Annotated in this window: 16 protein-coding genes and 1 pseudogene; 11 read left to right on the top strand and 6 right to left on the bottom strand. The window is 35.7% G+C overall.

The features are described 5' to 3' along the window. Positions 1-58: 58 nt before the first annotated feature. From CWB85_RS03335 to CWB85_RS03315, 5 genes are read left to right on the top strand one after another with little or no spacing between them, the layout of a single operon-like run. Positions 59-475 (top strand): flagellar protein FlaG, encoded by a 417-nt coding sequence (locus tag CWB85_RS03335; protein ID WP_138554093.1) that lies wholly within the window; start codon positions 59-61, stop codon positions 473-475. A gap of 30 nt (positions 476-505) precedes the next feature. Then, complete coding sequence (fliD, locus tag CWB85_RS03330) at positions 506-1,915, top strand: flagellar filament capping protein FliD (protein ID WP_138554092.1); 1,410 nt, start codon at positions 506-508, stop codon at positions 1,913-1,915. A 46-nt stretch (positions 1,916-1,961) separates the two neighbouring features. Next, positions 1,962-2,384, top strand: coding sequence for a flagellar export chaperone FliS (gene fliS, locus CWB85_RS03325; RefSeq protein WP_138554091.1), 423 nt, complete (start codon positions 1,962-1,964; stop codon positions 2,382-2,384). Continuing rightward, positions 2,374-2,670, top strand: a complete 297-nt coding sequence (locus CWB85_RS03320) for a hypothetical protein (protein WP_138554090.1) — start codon at positions 2,374-2,376, stop codon at positions 2,668-2,670. The genes fliS and CWB85_RS03320 overlap by 11 nt, the downstream gene beginning before the upstream one ends. A 7-nt stretch (positions 2,671-2,677) precedes the next feature. Beyond that, on the top strand, positions 2,678-5,509 hold the full coding sequence (locus tag CWB85_RS03315; protein WP_138554089.1) for a motility associated factor glycosyltransferase family protein: 2,832 nt from the start codon (positions 2,678-2,680) through the stop codon (positions 5,507-5,509). Positions 5,510-5,557: 48 nt separating this feature from the next. On the opposite strand, the gene CWB85_RS03310 is transcribed toward CWB85_RS03315, so the two are convergent. The 6 genes and pseudogenes from CWB85_RS03310 to CWB85_RS03290 all read right to left on the bottom strand — a co-directional run bounded on the left by CWB85_RS03310 (position 5,558) and on the right by CWB85_RS03290 (position 13,602). Next, complete coding sequence (locus CWB85_RS03310) at positions 5,558-6,274, bottom strand: hypothetical protein (protein ID WP_138554088.1); 717 nt, start codon at positions 6,272-6,274, stop codon at positions 5,558-5,560. Continuing rightward, a complete protein-coding gene (locus tag CWB85_RS03305; protein ID WP_138554087.1) occupies positions 6,271-7,800 on the bottom strand; it encodes an FkbM family methyltransferase in 1,530 nt (509 codons plus the stop codon). Before CWB85_RS03305 ends, CWB85_RS03310 begins: the two co-directional genes overlap by 4 nt. Positions 7,801-7,804: 4 nt before the next feature. Next, entirely contained in the window at positions 7,805-9,991 is a 2,187-nt protein-coding gene (locus CWB85_RS03300) for a class I SAM-dependent methyltransferase (protein WP_138554086.1), read from the bottom strand. Further along, positions 9,985-12,297, bottom strand: coding sequence for an HAD-IA family hydrolase (locus tag CWB85_RS22620; RefSeq protein ID WP_212748231.1), 2,313 nt, complete (start codon positions 12,295-12,297; stop codon positions 9,985-9,987). Before CWB85_RS22620 ends, CWB85_RS03300 begins: the two co-directional genes overlap by 7 nt. 30 nt (positions 12,298-12,327) lie before the next feature. Next, a pseudogene (locus tag CWB85_RS03295) lies at positions 12,328-12,707 on the bottom strand (adenylyltransferase/cytidyltransferase family protein); the annotation flags it as partial. A 10-nt stretch (positions 12,708-12,717) separates the two neighbouring features. Continuing rightward, a complete protein-coding gene (locus CWB85_RS03290) occupies positions 12,718-13,602 on the bottom strand; it encodes a LicD family protein (protein WP_138554085.1) in 885 nt (294 codons plus the stop codon). A 134-nt stretch (positions 13,603-13,736) separates the two neighbouring features. On the opposite strand from CWB85_RS03290, the gene CWB85_RS03285 reads away from it, so the two are divergent. The 6 genes from CWB85_RS03285 to CWB85_RS03260 are packed head-to-tail and all read left to right on the top strand — an operon-like array spanning position 13,737 to position 18,083. Continuing rightward, complete coding sequence (locus CWB85_RS03285) at positions 13,737-14,753, top strand: hypothetical protein (RefSeq protein ID WP_138554084.1); 1,017 nt, start codon at positions 13,737-13,739, stop codon at positions 14,751-14,753. After that, positions 14,740-15,816, top strand: a complete 1,077-nt coding sequence (gene pseI, locus CWB85_RS03280; protein ID WP_138554083.1) for a pseudaminic acid synthase — start codon at positions 14,740-14,742, stop codon at positions 15,814-15,816. Before CWB85_RS03285 ends, pseI begins: the two co-directional genes overlap by 14 nt. Next, a complete protein-coding gene (locus CWB85_RS03275; protein ID WP_138554082.1) occupies positions 15,813-16,553 on the top strand; it encodes a cytidylyltransferase domain-containing protein in 741 nt (246 codons plus the stop codon). Before pseI ends, CWB85_RS03275 begins: the two co-directional genes overlap by 4 nt. Before the next feature lies 1 nt (position 16,554). Continuing rightward, the gene (locus CWB85_RS03270) at positions 16,555-17,103 is read left to right on the top strand and encodes a GNAT family N-acetyltransferase (protein WP_171038984.1); all 549 of its coding nucleotides are present in this window, start codon (positions 16,555-16,557) and stop codon (positions 17,101-17,103) included. A gap of 1 nt (position 17,104) precedes the next feature. Next, positions 17,105-17,344: an acyl carrier protein gene (locus CWB85_RS03265; RefSeq protein WP_138554080.1), complete on the top strand. Its 240-nt coding sequence runs from the start codon at positions 17,105-17,107 to the stop codon at positions 17,342-17,344. Then, positions 17,337-18,083, top strand: a complete 747-nt coding sequence (locus CWB85_RS03260; protein ID WP_171038983.1) for an SDR family NAD(P)-dependent oxidoreductase — start codon at positions 17,337-17,339, stop codon at positions 18,081-18,083. The genes CWB85_RS03265 and CWB85_RS03260 overlap by 8 nt, the downstream gene beginning before the upstream one ends. The last annotated feature ends 1 nt before the right edge of the window (position 18,084 follow it).

Below are 18,084 nucleotides of genomic sequence, written 5' to 3'. Positions count from 1 at the left end.
GAAGCAGCAAATTTTCTCATAGTGGCTTATACTTAAGCTTATAACCAAGGGGGTTGTGATGATTGATTTTAATTCTACACAAAAGGCAAATGATGGCTCTACTGCTAGTGTACTCGGCCAAGTAAAAGCCGTCATTGAAGAGGGGAAACGGAATAAAGGCACGGAACTTGCTGGTAGGGAGGCGGTAGATATCGATAATACTAAAAAAACAGAGCAGCAGGATAAAACAGATTTAATTGCTGAAGTTAAAGAGAACCTAGAAAAACTCAATGAGTTTATTCCAGTTACTGCGACAAATTTGATATTTGAGTTTGATGAATTGGGTGACCCTCCAATTATTAAAGTACTTGATAAACAAAGTAATGAAGTAATACGTGAGATCCCCACTAAAGAGTTTCGTGAAGTAGCTAAAGCTTTAGATGAATTTGCCGATAAACTTACCAATAAAGGTTTATTATTTAATAAAACGGCTTAGCAAGTTTTATTGCTGCCAGGAGTAACTATTATGCCACTTATCACATCTGCAGGCGTTGGCTCTGGTTTAGATTTAGAGAGTATCATTTCAGCTACATTAGCTGCTGAAAATACTCCTAAACTAAATGCATTTGCAAAAAAAGAAGAGACTCTACAAGTTGAACTTTCTTCGCTGGGAGAAATAAAGTCCGCGATGTCAAAACTGCAAGATACCATTGAGAAACTGGCAGATCCTGATAGCTTTAATAAGCGTATTGCGAACATTACTCAACCAAGTAGTGATGATGGTGATCTTATCTCTGTCACACCAACAAAAGACATTACACCTGGTAACTTCAAAATTGAAGTACTCGAACTTGCTCAAGGCAGTCGAGCAACATCAAACGATGCTGTTCCACCCTTATTTACCTCTACTGACGATGTAGTTTCTGCTTCTGGCGGCACCTTGTCCTTTGCCGCTGGCGATAAAAGTTTTGATCTAACGCTTGATGCTGGTGCGACACTTGCAGATTTACGCGACGCAATAAATGATTCTGATGATAACTTTGGTGTAACTGCAAATATAATAAACACAGGTACAGAATCAAAGTTGGTACTTACTTCTAATGTAAGCGGTTCAGGTAATGATTTGGTTATCACCAATGATAATGCCGAACTTGATAATGTATCAACCGTTGCAAATGCAGGTGGTGCAGGTGGTATTGGTATCGCTGCTGGTAACGAAGCGAAAGACGCTAAAATTAAAGTTGATGGTATTGAAATTACCAACGACACCAATACATTTAAAAATGCGGTGCAAGATATGACTATTGTTGCGAAGCGTCAAAGCATTGATGGTGAAACGGCTAAACTTGCAGTGGAGTATGATAAATCGAGTGTGACAAAGCTCGTAGATGAGTTAATTGCTAATTATAATAATTTAATCGGTCAAATTGGTTTTCAAACTCGTGTTGGAAAGCCACTTAATGGTGATTCAACGATTCGTTCATTTGATTCGCAATTAGTAAACACATTGTCTACGGAATTAACCGATGCAGGCCCTTTTTCAAGTATTTTTGACATTGGCTTAGGAGTCAAAAAAGATGGTTATCTAGAAAAGTCTTCGCTGGTTCGTAGTTTAAATGAGGCTATGGACGAAAATTTTGATGATATTGGCAAAGCTTTTTCTGGTGAAAACGGTTTGGCGAAAAAATTTGAGTCTTTATTAGATAACTATGTAGACTCCAATGGTATTATGAAACAACGTGAGAATTCACTTAATGCTCAATTAGATGAGTTAGAAGATGATGTTATCAATCATGAGTATCGAATGGAGTCATTAGAGTCGCGGTTGAGAAAACAATACTCAGGATTAGATGTATTACTTGCACAGATGCAATCTACACAAAGTTATTTAAGTGCGCAATTATCAAGTTTACCAGGCTTTACAAAATCAAAATAACGTCTTTTTTATATTAATTTAAAGCACACGATAGAGTAGGTGATGTATGTACAACGCTAGAGTTAAAAATTATCAAAAAGAAGCCCTAAAGACACGAGTTGCGGGGGCTGATCGCTATGAAATCATTCAAATGTTGATGGCGGGGGCTATTGAAAAAATGGTACTTGCGAAAGTGGCGATTGATAAAAAACACCTAGAGGCTAAAAGTGAACACTTGTCAAAAGCATCAGCAATTCTTGGTGCATTACGAGATTGTTTAGATTTTGAGGTTGGCGGTGAAGTAACCGAAAACTTATTTTCACTATATTCTTATATGATTGAGCGCTTAATTGATGCTAGCATTCAAAATGATGTGAAAATAGTAGATGAAGTATCTAATCTGTTGAAAGAAATCAAATCAGCTTGGGATGCTATTCCTGTCGAAGTGCGCAACCAAACATTTGCTGAAAACAGTGCCCATGCAAGCTAAGCTAGAGCAATTAGAAGATCAATTAAATTTATTAAAGCTACAAGTAGCTGAACAGCAAGTAGAAAAGTCAACTGCTCAGCTTGAGCTTTTTCTTAATTCATTAAAAGATGTATTTAGTCAGCCTCAAAAACTTAATCTGCCAGAGCAAGTGCGATTACAAGAGATGAATCAACAGCTAATAATACTTTGCCAGCAGCTTCAAGATGCAAAAGACTCAAGTAAAAGTGATCTTTCTAATTTAATGAAAAATAAAAAGAAAGTTGGATTATATAACCAGCTTAAGTAGGCTACTAATGACACTACCGCCGAATTTCCAAGATCAAATAAACGATATAGAACAAAAACTCTCTGAGGCGCAAGCCCATGAATTACGAGAGCAACAATTTGCAGTAGAAGCAAATGAGCGATTCACAAAAAACTTAGCTGCATTTAAACACTACTACCCTGACGTGTTTAAAGCAATTCAGGAGTTTCAACCAAGAGAAGATTTTTGTCTGCATGTGACTAAGTCTGGTCATGGCAATTTTGTGCCAAAAGGCAAAGAAGCTCCACTATATGGTGAAGATCCTTATCAGCAAGTCAATACACAAGTGAATACGGCACTAACGACCCCAATAATTGCTAAAACTGAATATACAAAAGTAGACTTATTAAACTTCGATGAACGTTTGCATATTCAATACATGCAAAAGTTAATCGAATATATCAGGAAGATAGGTTTATACGAGCAATCAGATAGCTTAAGTGAGATTAAGGGATCATTTCCTTCTGCAATGATTTTTGGTTTAGGGTTAGGTTATGCTGTTGAAAGCTTAATAGAGCGTGTTGAGTTTTCTTATATATTTATCATTGAACCAGATTTTGAAGTCTTCTTTGCTAGTTTATTTTGCATAGACTGGTCTAAGTTAATTCAAAGGGTTGATGATGAAAAAGGGTGCTTATTTTTACTGCTAGGAGCTAGCGAGCAGGAGTTAGCGGAGGATCTCAGTATTATCGCAGAAGATATTGGTGCTTTTTGTATAGTAAATAGTTTTTGTTTTCAGCACTATCAAGATGATAAGTTATCAAAATTGGCGCAGAATTTTTACTCAAATTATTTTCGTTTTCAGTTCGGTTTTGGTTTCTATAATGATGCAATTACTGGCTTTGCACACTCTTTGATTCATACGCAAAACAATGAAAATTTTTTCAATCAAGATTTAGATAAAATAAAACGAAATGAAAGCAACCCTCCAGTATTCATAGTAGGAAATGGCCCTTCTTTAGATGAGTCAATAGAGTACATTAAGCGAAATCAAGGCAAAGCAATTATTTTTGCATGCGGGACTGCGCTTGGCTCATTAGTTAAGGCCGGTGTAAATGCGGATTTTCATGTATTAGTGGAGAGGCCGCTGCGCAATTATGAAGCTTTGTTAGACATGCTACCTGTTGGCGAGTATAAAAAAGTTAATTTATTATCTGTTAATACCGTTTATCCAGATACAGTCGATTTATATAAGTGGTCAGGTTTGGCTCTTAAAGGTAACGAAGCCGGCTCTGATTATATTAATCTCCAGCACTATATTAAGAATAAAAAAGGGCTACCATTTATACCACATTCAAATCCTCTTGTCGCAAATACAGCTTTATCCTTTGCTTTGAGCTTTGGCTTCAAGGATATATATTTATTTGGAGTTGATAATGGGAGTGTCAATGAAGGGCTTATTCACTCGCAACTAAGTATTTATAATGATTTACATAAAGGTAAGTTTGATTACGAAGAATTGGATTTAGACTCAGATTCAGTTATTGGAAACTTCAATAAATTAATTAAGACTAATAGCACATTTAAGATGTCTAATAATCAATTAGAGCTATTAATAAGTTTATTTCCAAAATGTGATGTTAAAAATGTTGGAGATGGGCTATCAATCAATGGTGCTACTTCTGTTCACAGTGATGAGCTAATTGAGCTAGGTTATAGTGTTAATAAAATTGAAGAAGTAGCCTTGGTTAAAAGCTTATTCTCGCAGATAAATATACCTTCGAATTCACATGTTGAGAGAATTCAAACGGTTTTTGATGAAATTATAAGTCATTTAATATCAATAGCTAGTGAAAGTGTGGTCACAGTTAAAGAGGCTGCTGATAACTTGATGAGGCAATCAAGGTATATATACTCATATAAAGACACTGTTAATCGATTTTACTTCAATATTTTAAAAGGCTCATTATTATATTTTCATACACCAATGCAGTCTGTGCTCTATAGCTTGAATGAGGAAGAAAATAATATAGAGTTTTATAATGGCTTAAATAAGATATGGTTATCTTACTTAAGTGATATAAGAAGTGACTTTCCAGTATCATGTAATAAAAAATGTGACTGGAGCTTTGCTTCTAAGAGTCCTACGCTTTTGAAACAAGGCAATCCTTTAAAAGTGTTGCAAGTATATAGTTCTGTATATACTGCTGTAGATGTTTTATATCAATATTTATCTAAGCTTGACTCAAGCTTTAAATTTGTAGGGCGAAATTTAGTTGATGAGCAAGTTGCTTCTAGGAAGCTTTTTAAATCATTTTCATCGTCTGAATGCATAGAAGCTTATACTGCCGATCCTCTGATCAGCGAGCTAGGTTTTGAGAAAAATGACATAATCATTTTTAACAATCTGCTATCTGATTTTATAGGCAACGAGAAGGGGGTTATTTTTATAAGAAATCCTGTGCTTATGTATGCTGAAATGAAAAAATACTATATCAATAGCAAAGATTTAGAGCTAGAGATTACTAGCAAGCTAATGTCAATGGTTAAAGCATTCAAAGATAAGAAATTTAGGTCTATAATCTCAAGTGGTCAATCTGCTTTAGTTAATTTTTGTTCTTATTATAATTATAAATTTAATCTTACCTTGAAGAGCATGGTGGTAATTAAATTTGAAGATTTTATTCTCAGTCCATCAATCATTAACACTGAGATAGCGAATTTATTAGATGAAGATATAGTTAAAACAGCAGAAAAAGAAATTGTATGCCTCAACTCATACATTGAAAATGACAAGTTACTTCTCAAATATATAACAAATGAAGAAAGAGCAGAAATAGAAGCTAATTGTCATGAGTTACTCAACTTATATGGGTACTAATATTATCTAACCAACGTCTAGACGTTGGTTAGATAAGCTAATGTATTATTATACGTAATCAAAATAAGCTTGGTAAGCTTGGCACTCTTCAGAAAGCTTTTCAGCTTGTTGGATATCTTTTTGAACAATATGCCTGTAAGGCTTATCTCGTTTTCTTATTTCACCTTTAAATAATTCCTGTTCAAATGTCCTGTTGTAGATGTCAAAATTTCTATCTACAACACCTTCCCCTTCAAGTTCTAGTAGTTGGCAAAGCTCACTTCTGTAATCATAAGAATCAATAAAGTCTTCGTATCGAATGATTTTAGAGCAGCTATTCTTTTCGCAAAAACTTAATATATACTTTGATTCTCTTAAGCAATATTCGTAAGACCAATCTTCGTTTAAAGGCACATTTTGTTGCCTGTGCTTCTCAACTAAACTTAAATAAATATCTTTAATATTTCTGCATGTTGCAACGATTTTTTCAGGAAAGATAAGCTTGTTAACTTGAGAGTGTATGTCAGACTTTACTTCTTTTATTCCTATTTTGTAGTTTTTTTCTTTTAATGATTTTAACGTTTCAGGCAATGAGCTAGGGTCATTTTGTAAAGAAAAGTCAGTTAATTGATTTATTAAATTAGCATTAAAACGATTGTTTTCTGAAACATTAGGTTCGACAAACATAAACTGTTTGGCATCAGGCTTTGTAAAGTAATTAGCGATTAATGTGCTTCCTGAACGCCCCATTGATGCAAAATAGATGTACACTTCAAATTGATTCATTTAGGAAGCCTCAATAATGTAGCTGTGATGTCTTTATGGTCTTTTGTAAAAGCGTAACCATGGTCTATAAGCCATTGTTGAGCCTCTAACTGTTCATCTTTTGGTAGATTATAGTATTCAAAGTTTATAATCATTGGCTTTATTTTTTTAATTGGAAATGAAGATAACACTTGCCAATCGTGGCCTTCCGTATCTATCTGAAGTAAATCTAATTCTAAGATGTTATATTCTGAAATTAAGCTTTCAAGTGTTACACAATCAACCTCTTCAGAGACCATATATTTTTGTATTAGCGAGAGGGTTTCATTGTCTACTTGCTTTCCCCCTAATGCATTTCTGTCTGTATATATAGATGAAATTCCTAATGCCCATTCAGGTAAGATTTCATTTTCTATTACATCTCTGGGGATCCTATTGAGTATGATTTTTTCTTCATCATGAATTGCAGCATTGATGAGTGTTAATTGATCATAAGCTCGGTAATTTTCTACCAATAAGTCAAACATCTCTTTATTTGGCTCTAATAGAATTCCTTTTAAATTTTTCGCTTTTATATGCTTGTGAAGGGGGTCGAATCGTTTACCATCCATAGCACCCACTTGAATAAACTCAAAGCGCTTACCAGAGCCACCTTTAATGCTGTAAAGTCTATCTATTAATATATTGAGGCCCAGAATAATGTCTGGCCAAGTATAGTCATCAATTGATGTTCCTGTAGGCAAAATATCAAACCTCTCTTCATTAGCTATATTGTTTTTACGTGAAGATACTAGCCTATTACTAAAGTTAGGTTTTTTCTTCTTAGTTTGCGTACGTGACTCTTGATAATGGATTATGTGCGGCGCAGAAATACAGTTTTTTTGATCGAATATATAAGTGTAACTATTCGGTAACCAACAAGTGATCAGTGGCGAAGAAGTCGAAACTTCACACCAAGCCTGATCTAATAACATTTGATCCCATATCAAGGGCTTTATTTTGCTTAAAAAGGTCCAGTTTTTTAATAACTCAATGGCGTTTTTGGTGTAATTGAAAAAAAGAGTTCCACTGGCGAATTCCCAGTCATCGTACAAATGAACCCCAAAGTCTACAAAATGAGGGATCAATGGAGCCCTTTTTACTTTTGCATCTGCATCAACCCAAAGAACGGGGCCTTTAGTTTCTTTTAATGTGTTTAAAATGAATTCAGGTTTTAAACTGCAATTGACTTCCCAATCACCCGCGGAGTCAACACCATGTATTAGGTAATTATCGTACCCAATAGTATCAAGTGAACTTTTAAGTTCCATCGCGCAATTTTGATAACTTGTATTTTTAGTGTAGTAACTAATTACTTTTGGTTTTAAACCTCTGTCAAAAAATCGACTGCTTTTTGCACCAACCCATATGTTTTCACCTAAATTAGAACTTACAATAGGTAAGAATTTTGCTTTGAGTTCATTTTTTAATTCGTGATTTCTTAAGATAAGGGTGTCGTGCTCATCATATACACTTTTAATGTTATCTAATAATTTGTTTAAACTCATCTCATTATTCACTTATAGAGATACTCAAGGATTTTATATTTTTTGGAATCTGATTCTTAATTGCATCAGCAGATGTTATAGAGCAAATGATTATTAAATCTGGATGCTCTTTATACGCCTCTAGCGGAGTCATTATAGTCTTCGTAAGTGACGAAGCATGTTTATCAGGATTAGAATCGATGAAGAAGTAGTTATCACCAATGTACTCTTTCAAGGAATTCTCTAAATGGTTTGATAAAGCTGAAATTCCCCAAAAGGCTATTTTTTTTGGTTGAATAAGTTTTATTTTTTTAATCATATTAATGTCGATAATTCTTAGAACTTGATCAACTTGATGAGAGTCTATTCGAGAATTAAGTAGTTTGAGTTTTTCTGAAAGATCGAATAAACCAAACCTACGAGAGTTCAATATGTTAGCAATCGTAAGTTTATTCTTTCCTATATTTGCTCCATCAAGCGCAAGAATAAAACGGTTTATGCTATCACCCAAGTCAATAATTTCTGCAAGTTCTGTCCATAAGAATGGAGCGTTATTATCACGGCCATTTTTAAGTTCATGATAAATTGCTTCACTCGCTTCTAGAACTTTACTCTTGGCAAGTGTTAAGTGATAGTGGCTTTTCTCTTTCAATCCTCTTGATAATAAAATTAGTGCTAAATATAAGCTTGATTGAGCAGTTTTTGTTACTAATAGTGAGCAAAACCTCTCAATTTTATAGCCTTCAAGAATACAAAATTGTTTTTCAGCTTCTGCAAAGTTACCTGTGCTATAGAAGTAACTTCCGAGAGAGAAGCGCAGTGAAATTAGCCACCTTAATGTAAAGCCAGAAGGTTTTGCCTTTTCAGCTTCATCAAGTAAGGCCAAGCTGTTATCGAGCCATTTTTGGGTATGTTCATCTTCTGCATAGCTAACAATAGTGTTAAGTAGCAATCTGTTTTGCAAAGAGGTATCGCTATTAAGGAGTTCAAGCGCATAAGAAGATCTTAATTTTTTGTCTTCAATACGTTGGCCAACTTGAACAACCTGTCTATGCAGCCAAGGAGAGTCCATACCGTTCGCAAAGTCAATATACGAAGGTAAGTAGTTACTTGAGTATTGGGGATTCTCGTAGCTTAAATCACGATTGATTTTTGCCCACATTGGATTCGTTAAATTTGGCGTCGCAACAACGATAATCCATTCAGTTTCAAATTCGCCTTGGCTAGGTGATAGTTCGCTATAGGTTCTTGCAGCATCAAGGAGTTTAAATCCGCCAGGCGCGGTTTGTGCGAATCTTTTTTCAATCATGAACCCATAGCTTTCAATAAGCGTTTTAAACTTATTCCAATCAAATTCATGAAAATGGAACGGGTTAGGGTCTTTACCTGTCTCATCCACCCATAAATATGGGACGCTTAGAACTAAGCGGCCATCAGGTTTTAAATTGGTAGTGCAAAATTTAAAAAAGTTCTCATAGTTTCTAAGATGCTCAATCGTTTCAAAAGACGTTATGGTATCTACGCGAGGAGTATTTAATTTATCGAGTAGATCTAAATCATATTGTTGATAAGATAATTCACTATTGCCATAAATAGTATTCGAATAATTGACGCTATCTTGGCAAATATCTAAGCCATAAACACGTTGTGCTTTTGATAAGTTTGAAAGTAAATAGCCACCATAGCCTAACCCTGAAGCGCAATCGATGACAGTATCGCCTTCTCGTATAAAGTTACATGCCCATACATAACGGTAGGTGTGGGCATCTGAGCGGGCGCCTGACTCCCTGAGCATGTCCATATGCAAGTCGCGGTTCTCTTTCAACCATATTAACGAGTCTTGTGTGTCTTGAGTGTTTCCTAAAAATCGAAAACTACCCAAAGTAAACTTCTGATTATCATAAAGCTTATCGTAAGTGTAATAATGATAGTCGATATAACTTCTTACAAAACCATGTTCAAATAATTCATTCTCAATTTCTTCTTTCGCAGTATTTAAGTGCTCATTTACCAATGTAAGTATCAGTTCTTGTTGAAAGTCTAAAGCATGGATCTCTGCTATAAGAAGGCTTAAGTCTTTAATGTCAGATATAATATGTGACTTCAAACTACAGTCTAACTCCGCCAAGCTCTTGCTAACTCGCCAATCTAAAGTTTGCTCCGGATGAAATATAAACTTTCTTTTTTCTAATTCATTCTTGAAGTTCAGCATTTAATTATAACTCCGTTACTTATATTCAGATTTTCAATGTGCTTTTGGATTTCATCTAAGAATGATTCAGATGCTATAACTACAGGTAAACTTAAATTTGAAGCTTGAGTAGGACTGATTACATCAAAGTTTCGTATTTTATAATTTCCAAACTCTGCTTTTTTATCAACCAAATATAAAATATTAATATTTAATGACTTAAGTACTAACTCTAACTCATCAAAAAATTCTCCAGCCCCATAAACGATTACTTCATTTATCTGGTGCGCTTTTAACTGCTCATGAATTCTAATGATAGCTTCTTGGTGCTTACTTTCAGTTTCATTGTGGAAAAAAACATTATCTGAAAAAAATTGAGGGTTTAATTTAGTTATTAGCCCTTGTGGCCAAGTAACATTTTTAGATAATTGCCCTTTGAATGTTAAATGGTTACTCCAAAACTCTTCTATGCCAATGCGATTAACCTCATCAAGTTCATCTTGTTCGATGATCGAATAATGGCTTTCTGAGCCAAAATTATCTTCATGTTTAAGCGCTCCTAAGAAGTTTGCTTCAACTTCAGTTGGAAACCTAACTTGGCGTGCCAAGCATGTTATAGCGGCAAGTCTTTGGCTATAACTTTGTTCGTTTAGTGAATATTTCTTACTAAAGTATAAATAACAATTAACCCCTTGATTAAAGGCATCAACAAGGTCTTGTTGCCATTTAGAAATGGGAGACTCGGCGCAGATAGGTTCTATTTTTTGATTTTTATTAATAAGATCTAATGTTGTTGTACTTTTACCAACCAAGAAATATTCGAGTATTTCAGGGCTTCTTGATATAGCCATAATATCTGTAAAAACGCTACTAGAGTAAGGTAAAAATGAAGAAAAAGTCAGCTCTTTTACATGATTGTATGCTCGCTCTGTTGTATAAAATAGAATGTTAAGTTTTGCCGATTTTTTTGCCGCTTTTTTTATTTGATAATTGATGGTTCCACCTGCACCAAAGTCTACAAAAGCGAAATCATTTCCTTGCGTATTTTGCTCAATGTATAAATCTAATAACTGCTTTTTATCCTGAATTAACTGAGTTAATTGTTCACGGTGCTTTTCTAAGTATGTGCTGATAATCTGAACTTTACGGTTATCATTTGAGATTTCATTTACTTCTTCTTCTAAAATTGATTGCAGTGCTTTCTCATTTTTGTAAGGTAATTGGAGGTCTGTAAATAAATTTTTTACGGAGTAGTTTTTTCGGGTGAGAACTCGAGAAATATCGTAACTGAGCTCTTCTGGCGTAATTGATGGTAAATACGTTGCTTTTCGAGATGCATAGAACTTACATGTTGAGAAAGAGTCGTTTTTTTCAGATAAAAAATCAAAAACATGTTTATAGATCTGTCCTTCACGCATAAGAAATAGAATATGATTTATATTGCTTAATTCACATTGCTCTCTAGTCCATTTTGCAAATCCAGCTAGCGTCGGACCATGGATAACTGCTCCTAATAGAAATGCATACTTTTCTTCTGCACTTGAAAAAGTAGGGGTAAGTAATGAAGCAAGCTTCCTTGTTTGGTTTATTCTATTTGTATAGAAGTTTTTAAAAGTTCTCTCTCTGGATAATACGTGGTCAATCCATCTTGGAGGTGCGAAATGAAGTGCCTTAATATTTTTTTTTGTTGCATTTATAAAGTCTGACTTAAGGTTATCCCCTATATGTAGTAAGTGATTTTGAGCGATACCAAGCTTACTAAGTACATAAGTGTACATGTCACCACTTGCTTTTGTTAATCGAGTTTCGCTTGAAACAAATATGTGTTTAAAGGTTATTTCAGGAAAGTTTTTTTTAAGGATATTAGCTAAAAATTTAGTATCTAAGTACATATCTGATGTCGCAATGAAATCGACATTGTAATTAGATAACTGTTGTATGATCTCTTTGATTATAGGGTCTGCATATAGATATTCTGATTCGATTTCTTGCTCAATTGTAATAAAATCGAACTGAACTGATTTAGGGTAAGGAGAACATGTGTAGATCTCTGATAAATTAATATCTTGGTGCGGGTTTTGTAGTCTCGCTTTTTTCTCAAAGAAAATTCTACTATTCCTAAATGATTCAGGATCAGTTTTAATTTCAATATTTTTCTCAGTAGCTCTTTTTGCGACGGCACTAAATATATCTGTTGGAGAGTCACAGTCACGTCTTAATAGAGTATCAAATATATCAAAAGATACGACTTTAACCTCATTATTTTTCATAAGGTTATCAAGTTGAGAGCTTATTTCACTTTTTAAATATAAGTTTTGTAATTCCATCAGAAGCCTATTTCTTACTGAATCGTGTTTATTATTGCTTTGTTTAACAGCGGTGGATGAGATATTTTCTGTTCGGGGTAAATAAACGACCTCACAAAATGGCTTAAGCTCATCAAATTTGTCTTGCCAGTCATTACCAATAGCAAATATATCAACGTTATACTTTTGAATATCTCTAATTTTTGCTGCCAACTCTGTTCAGGTATCACGCAGTCAACATATTCTATTGCTTCCACTATATCGGCACGATCCTGATATTTATAAATACTTTGTTTGCCCTCTTTTAAATTAAACTCATCTGTGGATACACCAAAAATTAAATGATCTCCCATTGCTTTTAGTCTGCGAAGTAGATTTAGGTGGCCAATATGAAACAAATCGAAGGTACCGTAAGTCAAAATCGTTTTCATTTACTTCTCCTTAAAAAACGGTTGCATTACTTATTTGTCCTAAATGCCATTCTTTCTTGGGTGTACGCCAGTCATCACCATAGTGGTCTTGTAGGTAACTCTCAGCTTCTCTAGGGATCATTAGGCTATGAGTTTTAAACGTAATATTTTTTCTATGGAACATATGCTTACTTTTAAAGGTGAAGCCGCGTGATGAAATAACGTGGTACATTTCATCGCCATTAATATACTTTATGAAAAAATCAACTTGCGGGAATTCTTTTAAATTTGTTACAGGACGTAACTTAAAACTGGCAATATCTTTATGTTTTATTGTTGCGTAGTCACTTTTGGCGTAATTGATAGCTACTTGCCATGTAACACCAAAGCATTGCTCTAGTTTCGGTATCAGCTTATTGAGTGTATTTAAACACTGTTTTGCATGGGGGTGAGCGATGGCAATATCTAAATCATCATCCCATGGGATTAACTCATTATCACGAACGATCCCTAATAGCGAACCTGCATCAACAAAGTAATCTACCGATTCAAGACTTAAGGCTTTGCAAATAAGGCCAAGTAATTGCGTTGCTCGGGGTTTGGTATTGCTATCTCCAAGCTTTGTTATTTTAATCGCGTGAGCGGGGAGTACTTTTACTTTCTGAGGTGGCAATCCAAGTTCAGTTATAAGCTGTTGTTCTATTTGCTCAAAAAACTCGCTGGCAATAAAAATATAATCAAATTCAGAGTAAAGAACTTTTTCAGGGGTATATATGTCCAAGCCATTTATTTGGATTGCTTGTTTTTCAGCGTCATTATCAATATAACCCTTTACACTATAACGAGCTTTTAAAAAGTTATACGCGGCGATACCTGCATCACCAGCACCAAAAATATAGGCTGTTTGTTGTGTCATAGTGTTTGTATTGTTGTTCGCATATTAAAAAGTTAAGCAAATCTTAGACCATTTATTAAGTTTTGCTAGGGCACTTGAATATAAGCTTAACTGAAGGCATAGTCATTTGATAGTTCCTTAGAACACTTATTTGTATGAAAGAACAAAGAAAAATCGCTTTTTATGCGAATGCAAGCCAAACTATTGGTTTTGGCCACATTATGCGCCAGTTAGCATTAATTGAAGCTGCTTTATTGCAAAACTATCAGGTTGTTCTATATGCACATGACATTGCCCCGACACTCCTAAAGCGCTTGTATTTACTGCCGATAAAAATAGTGTTGTTAGCAGGAAAATGCTTAACCACGCAATTACATCTTACAGATGCAGTGGTTATTGATGACTATTATTTAACTGAATCGGATTTTATAGATTTAAAACAAACTGGTAGCTGTGTAGTTTTGTTTGATGATAATACGTATGAGCCTTCTCTAACCGTTGATTTGTTAGTAAATCCAAGTGATGTATTTAAGAGTAAGCACCAAGCAACTATTTCAGTGCAAGGGCTAGATTATAGGCTTATCCGTCAAGAATTTGTTGCACAGCCCCTCTCTACTTTTCGACAAAATGGCCGAGTTTTAGTGTGTTTAGGTGGCACGGATGTCAAAATGTTGTCGGCTAAAATATGCCAAGCTTTATTATTACAATCAGTTGTGAAGCATATTGATGTACTTGCGACAAATTCGATGGCTAAGCAAACTTTGGAGCAGCTAAAAAACTTATCAACTTCGAACCGAGTAACTGTGCATCTAGATGCAACGAATGTCGCTAAAATAATGTCTCAAGCAGATATGGCTATTACAGGAGCAGGAGGCAGCCTTTACGAGTTACTTTATCTAGGTGTACCAACACTTGCATTGGTGATGGCTGATAATCAACAACAAGCACTGCAGTCGCCTTTATGCGGTAGTGCCTATATTGGCTTAGACCTGCGTAATAGCGCGCAAGGTATTGAAAATGTAATTCATCAGGCTTTACTTTTATTACAATCAGCCGATAAGAAAAATAACTTAACGCAGGTAGCGAAAAAATCCTTCGATGGCAAAGCTGCTACACGTATTTTAGATGCAATTAATCTACTTATAGTGAAAAACAACAATGACTCAATTTGATGTAGGGCAACTACAAAAGCACATTACTATTGATGGTATTAAAATTGGTGAAGGTTGCCAGCCTTACACGATTGCTGAGCTTTCTGGAAATCATGGTGGCAATATTGATGATGCATTGGCGCTGATTGATGCTGCTGCGAAAACGGGGGCGAGTGCAATTAAAATACAAACTTACCGCCCAGATACGATTACGCTTAACCATGATGGGCCCGAGTTTGTTGTCAAAGATAAACTCTGGCAAGGGCGTACTTTATACGATTTATATGAAGAAGCACATACTCCTTGGCATTGGCATGAAGCCCTGTTTTCCCGTGCAAAGCATCATGGAATTACGTTGTTTTCATCTCCGTTTGATAAAACAGCTATTGACTTATTAGAAGACTTAAACTGCCCAGCTTATAAAATAGCCTCATTTGAGATCACTGATATTGGCTTAATTCAATATGCAGCGCAGACTCAAAAACCGATAATTATGTCTACTGGTATGGCAACCCTTGATGAAATTGAAGAAGCGGTGACAGCGGTAAAAGAAGCAGGCGGCAAGCAGTTGGCAGTTTTACACTGTGTAAGCGGTTATCCTACACCAATCAGTGATTGTAATTTATCAACACTTGCTTATTTAAAACAGCACTTAGCACTTCCTGTTGGTTTAAGTGACCATAGTCTAGCCGATACCGCCGCGATAGCCTCAGTTGCACTGGGGGCGAGTATTATAGAAAAACATTTTAAATTGGAACATGATACAACCAGTGTTGATGCTGCGTTTTCATTAAGTCCTAGTGGTTTTAAAGCGATGGTTGATGCTACAACAGCTGCTTTTAGTGCGCTTGGTGAGCCTAGCTTTCGTTTAGCTCAAAGCGAGCAAGATAACGTCGCATTTAGACGTTCTTTGTACATAGCGCAAGATATTAAACAAGGTGAGGTATTTACTGAAGCAAACTTACGTTCTGTTAGACCCGGCCTTGGTTTACACCCACGTTATTTAAGCTCAATACTTGGTAAACCTGCTAGCAAAGCATTGGACAAAGGAAGCGCGATGAAGTTGGAGTATGTTCAGCAATGAAAGTGATCGCATGCTCACAAGCTCGGTATGACTCCACTCGATTGCTAGGTAAAGTGTTACAAACTGTTAATGGCCAATCCTTGCTGCAATACCATATTACACGGCTTAAATCGGCAAAAAATATTACCGAACATGTAATCGCAACAAGCGATCATAGTAATGACGACAGTGTTGCAGTGCATTGTTTAGAGCAAGGCGTCAGGGTTTTTCGCGGCAGTAAGCTTAATGTGTTACAACGCTTTGCTGGTGTTGTGCAGATGCTTGGTTTGGATGATGATGATCGTATTATCCGCTTGACTGCTGATTGCCCGTTAGTAGATGGCCTACTTGTTGATCAATTAATTGCTTATCATCTTGAGCGAGGAGATGATTATTCGAGCCTGTACATTGGCGAGCATGTCCGTGGTTTTGACGCTGAAATAATGTCGGTTAAGGCCTTAAAAATGGCTGCAAAAAATGCTGTGAAAGATTATCAGAAAGAGCATGTGACTCCGTATCTATATCAGCATCCAGAGCAATTTAAAACTAGTCAATATAAAGTAGTGTGTGATTACCAAGATAATGCGCGACTATGTATTGATGAGCCAACTGATTTAGAGATGTTTGAGCAATTGGTAGGTGCTTACCCAACTGATATTTGTGCAGCGCAGTACATGGATATTTTAAATTTTTTAAAACACCATCCTCAAATCGCTTTGCTTAATCACGCTGTAAAGCAAAAAAAGTTAGGTGAATAACGTGCGGCTATCCCAATTAGCAAATTATGCGGTGCATCTGAATGAAGTGAAAGCAAGCGATTGTGAGCGCGTTTGGCAATGGCGAAATCTTGAGCATGTTAGAACCCAAATGAAAAATAGAGATGTGATAGAGTGGGAGCATCATCAACAATGGTTTAATACGATGCTTACTGATACTAGACAGCAGCATTTTATCATTAATTATAAAACTACAGCGATTGGCGTTATTAATATTCACGCACAGCAAAACCTAGAAACAGCAGAAGCCGCGAGTATTGGGCTTTATATTTCTGATACACAATACCTTAATAACATACTGGCCTTTGCACCGTCTTTAGTTATGCTCGATTATGCATTTAATGATTTGAATATTTTACATTTAAACTCAGAAGTAAGACGGGAAAACAAGGCTGCTATTCGTTATAATCAACAGTTGGGTTATCGGCTTAGTGAACAGTCAAGTGATAATCATATGCTCCTCATTTCACTTAACCAATTAGAATTTGAGCAAGCAACGACTAAAATAAAACACTTTTTAAATAGAGGTTAATGTGTCATTAGAAAAGCTAACCACTGCATTTGTTAATGTATTAGAGATAGCGCCAGAAGAAGTGTGTAATGAACTCAGTTACTCTGATCACCCCAAATGGGATTCAATGAGTCACATGATGTTAATCGCAGAGCTTGAAGGTGAGTTTGATATTATGCTTGATACGGATGATATTATAGATATGAGTTCGTTTTTAAAAGCTCAGCAAATTTTAGCCAAGTATGGGGTGTCGTTTGATTAATGCAGCCAGTTATACGTTGATCACAGGTGCTAGCAGCGGTATAGGATATGCTATTGCACGTAACCTTGTGAGGCAACATAAAGCTGTTATTTTAGTCGCTCGAAATACTGAAAAGCTAAACATGGCACAAGCACAATTACTTGAGCTCTGCCCAGATGCACACATTTTAACTGAGGTTGTTGATTTAAGTGACAGCGCTCAAATAAAACGGTTACTCAGTTTTATTTCACAGCAAAAGATTAATCTAGAAGGGGTAGTTCACTGTGCCGGTGATATGCTTGAAGCCCCATTGATGATGAGCCGTGATATACAAATTGATCAACAATATCAAATTCACTTAAAGTCGGCGTTATTACTTTGCCAAGGCGTTAGTAAGCTTATGCTTCGTAAGAAGTACGGCAGTATTGTGTTGGTTAGTTCTGTTGTTGCAGAGCAAGGTGGTAGTGGTCAAGTTGTCTATGCAAGTATGAAAGCCGCTATTAAAGGGTTAGTGACAAGCTTAGCGCAGGAACTAGGAAGTTATAATATTCGTGTAAATGCTTTAGCTCCTGGGGTTATAGAAACACCGTTAATTGCTCACTTTGATGATGAAAAAAAACAGCAACTTAGTCAACGTACGGCACTTAAACGTTTAGGGGAGGCTGAGGATATTGCTAATGTAGCAGCATTTTTGTTAGCCAGCCAAAGTGCTTATATTACGGGGCAAACAATCGCAGTTGATGGCGGATTAAGGTTGTAAT

It is taken from the genome of Pseudoalteromonas sp. S1727, assembly GCF_005886375.1.
GTDB classification, from domain to species: domain Bacteria; phylum Pseudomonadota; class Gammaproteobacteria; order Enterobacterales; family Alteromonadaceae; genus Pseudoalteromonas; species Pseudoalteromonas haloplanktis.
Note: the sequence above shows the minus strand (reverse complement) of the source record. Positions and strands in the feature narration are given on the sequence as shown.

Bases quoted from the DNA above. Each gene is read 5' to 3' on its own strand.
- CWB85_RS03310 (WP_138554088.1), bottom strand. From the start codon at position 6,274: ATGAATCAATTTGAAGTGTACATCTATTTTGCATCAATGGGGCGTTCA.
- CWB85_RS03320 (WP_138554090.1), top strand. From the start codon at position 2,374: ATGCAAGCTAAGCTAGAGCAATTAGAAGATCAATTAAATTTATTAAAG.
- CWB85_RS22620 (WP_212748231.1), bottom strand. From the start codon at position 12,297: ATGGAATTACAAAACTTATATTTAAAAAGTGAAATAAGCTCTCAACTT.
- CWB85_RS03300 (WP_138554086.1), bottom strand. From the start codon at position 9,991: ATGCTGAACTTCAAGAATGAATTAGAAAAAAGAAAGTTTATATTTCAT.
- CWB85_RS03275 (WP_138554082.1), top strand. From the start codon at position 15,813: ATGAAAGTGATCGCATGCTCACAAGCTCGGTATGACTCCACTCGATTG.
- fliD (WP_138554092.1), top strand. From the start codon at position 506: ATGCCACTTATCACATCTGCAGGCGTTGGCTCTGGTTTAGATTTAGAG.
- pseI (WP_138554083.1), top strand. From the start codon at position 14,740: ATGACTCAATTTGATGTAGGGCAACTACAAAAGCACATTACTATTGAT.
- CWB85_RS03290 (WP_138554085.1), bottom strand. From the start codon at position 13,602: ATGACACAACAAACAGCCTATATTTTTGGTGCTGGTGATGCAGGTATC.
- CWB85_RS03305 (WP_138554087.1), bottom strand. From the start codon at position 7,800: ATGAGTTTAAACAAATTATTAGATAACATTAAAAGTGTATATGATGAG.
- CWB85_RS03335 (WP_138554093.1), top strand. From the start codon at position 59: ATGATTGATTTTAATTCTACACAAAAGGCAAATGATGGCTCTACTGCT.
- CWB85_RS03285 (WP_138554084.1), top strand. From the start codon at position 13,737: ATGAAAGAACAAAGAAAAATCGCTTTTTATGCGAATGCAAGCCAAACT.
- fliS (WP_138554091.1), top strand. From the start codon at position 1,962: ATGTACAACGCTAGAGTTAAAAATTATCAAAAAGAAGCCCTAAAGACA.
- CWB85_RS03315 (WP_138554089.1), top strand. From the start codon at position 2,678: ATGACACTACCGCCGAATTTCCAAGATCAAATAAACGATATAGAACAA.